The sequence below is a fragment of the Coprococcus sp. ART55/1 genome (genome assembly GCF_000210595.1).
In the GTDB taxonomy this organism is placed as follows: domain Bacteria; phylum Bacillota; class Clostridia; order Lachnospirales; family Lachnospiraceae; genus Coprococcus; species Coprococcus aceti.
The window spans coordinates 2390010-2392478 of sequence record NC_021018.1; the positions used below are offsets into that span (position 1 = coordinate 2390010).

Sequence of the window (2469 nt, forward strand, 5' to 3'; positions counted from 1 at the left end):
GAGACCAAGTGGACAGAAAAACCGAAAGTCCTAAACTAACCTGAAACAATACCCCAAGATGGCGAAATGGATGAATATATGCATTTGCTGTGGCTCAATGGGTTATAACCCGGATATGCCAGACAAGATTACTTCGAGAGATGGCAATGGGGAATATAATACTGTATTTTCAAGAAACATAAAGAAGTATTTTTCTCCACTGAGAGTAAATGACATGGGGATGTGCGCCATTTGTCAGAAATATTGGAGAAATAAATAAGTATTTGCAAAAGGAGACCTCTTATTTGAAAAAGAAAAAGGATGAAATAACCATCCGTTCCAGTGCAGCAGAATATTTAACCTATGTTGCCTCTATCGGTGGTCAGCAGGACAGTATTGAGATGCGCTATGAGGATGAGAATATATGGCTGACACAGAAGATGATGGCCACATTGTATGATGTGGATGTTCGTACAATCAATGAGCATATTAAGAAGATTTATTCCGACTCAGAGCTTGAGGAAGATTCAACTATCCGGAATTTCCGGATAGTTCAAACGGAAGGTTCCCGTCAGGTGACTCGTGATACAAAGCATTATAATCTCCAAATGATTATTGCGGTCGGATTCAAGGTTAATAATGAGCGAGCGGTGCAGTTCCGCAAGTGGGCCAATGGTATCGTGAAAGACTACACTATTAAAGGCTGGGTCATGGATGACGAACGTCTGAAAAATGGTGGCTCTGTGCTTACAGTAGAATACTTTGACCGCCTGCTTGAGCAGATTCGTGAGATCCGTCTCTCTGAGCGGAGATTTTATCAGAAAATAACGGACATCTATGCTACAGCTCTTGATTATGACCGAACAGCAAAAACAACAAAGCAGTTCTTTGCAAAGGTTCAAAACAAGATGCATTATGCAGTTCACGGACATACAGCAGCAGAGTTGATTTATGAGCGGGCTGATGCAGATAAGCCACACATGGGATTAACTACTTGGGCAGCAGCGCCGGAAGGCAAGATTGTAAAAAGTGATGTGAGTGTTGCGAAGAATTATCTTTCAGAGAAGGAAATGCGTTCATTAGAGCGTATTGTATCTGCTTATCTGGATTTGGCAGAGGATCGGGCGGAACGTCATATTCCAATGACGATGGAGGATTGGGCAAAGCGTTTGGATTTATTCTTGATGGCCGACGACAGAGATGTTCTTCAGGATGCAGGCAAAATCACTGCTGAGATTGCCAAGGCAAAAGCTGAAACTGAATTTGAAAAATATCGTGTTATTCAGGATAGGCTGTTCATGTCTGATTTTGATAAGTACATGTTGGAATTGGAAGAGAATGCGAAGAAGTAGCATGAAACCAGTGATGATGTGGATGGGTTCGGATGAGTAACTTCCAGACACAAATCGGTAATTCATAGAGTGCTGTCTTTTCATGTGAAGACCGTCTGCTTGCTAAGCAAGAAACCTTGAGTTTATGCGGTATTTAGGTGGTTCTGACGGATAATGTGTACGCGAATAGTTGTACCTATTGTTGTGAAATGAGTTCGTAGTTGGAGAAAAGTAGAATTATATGAGAAAAAAATGACGGATTTCATTTCGCTATGACAAAGAAATCATTGGTTGTGTATATTGTTTTTACAGTTCTTATGGGACTATTTCTGTTTTTTGTCATAGGAGATATGGCTGGAAAATGTGCGGCATGCATTGTTTGTCCGATGCTCATTGCATATTTGCTCTATGCGTATTGCAAGGAAAGTAAAGCAGATACGAAAGCTCGTGAGATGAAAGCACAATATATGAATGGCAGTTATTTTGAAAGCCCTGAGTGGCATGAGAAATATGTAGCCTATCTCAATGAGCACACATTTGAGAAACCTAAATATCAAAGCATGAAACTGGATTTATTAAAAAGATTTCAAAGACGGGAATATCTTGTCAAAATGATATTGCCATTGTTCCTAATGTTTTGTACCTTGTGTCTTATTCCTTTAGGGCGTTATTATATGGCTATCATAGGATTTTGCCTATTCGGATTTTTGTTTTTGGCTAGAGTTTTCACTGTATATAGGAATGCCGGTACGGAAGTGGTTGAAGGGTGATATTGATTATGAGGAGCTTGAAGCGTCATATTTAAAAAGTAAATGCTTTTCTATAAAACAAATGCATTAGCATTTGGAACTACACATTTACATGGATTCACAGAGAAAAAAATATATGCAATAGATTATCGGCTGGTGGAAGGAATATCAAGAAAAATAGTACGCCTTAAGAAGTATGAGGATGGAATTTATAATACTGAGGAGTATCAGCATTTTGCAGTTATTCATGTCAGATTGCCAAAAAGCGGAGATATTTATGATGTTGAGATCGAACTAAATGAGTTTCAGGTTCAAATGGCAATCGATAAGTTACCCACCTACAAAATTGGTGAAATTTGATGGAGAATCTTTCTGTAAATGAGCATAAAGAAAATGAGGCTGTAATATAG

Annotated in this window: 3 protein-coding genes; all 3 read left to right on the forward strand. The window is 39.0% G+C overall.

The genetic code is table 11. From position 1 onward, the window contains the following. Positions 1–284 precede the first annotated feature (284 nt). The 3 genes from CCU_RS10735 to CCU_RS10745 all read left to right on the forward strand — a co-directional run bounded on the left by CCU_RS10735 (position 285) and on the right by CCU_RS10745 (position 2419). On the forward strand, positions 285–1331 hold the full coding sequence (locus CCU_RS10735; protein ID WP_055224462.1) for a virulence RhuM family protein: 1047 nt from the start codon (positions 285–287) through the stop codon (positions 1329–1331). 251 nt (positions 1332–1582) lie between these two features. Then, complete coding sequence (locus tag CCU_RS10740) at positions 1583–2080, forward strand: hypothetical protein (protein WP_208896172.1); 498 nt, start codon at positions 1583–1585, stop codon at positions 2078–2080. Between the two features lie 42 nt (positions 2081–2122). Continuing rightward, on the forward strand, positions 2123–2419 hold the full coding sequence (locus tag CCU_RS10745) for a hypothetical protein (protein ID WP_015534669.1): 297 nt from the start codon (positions 2123–2125) through the stop codon (positions 2417–2419). Positions 2420–2469 lie beyond the last annotated feature (50 nt).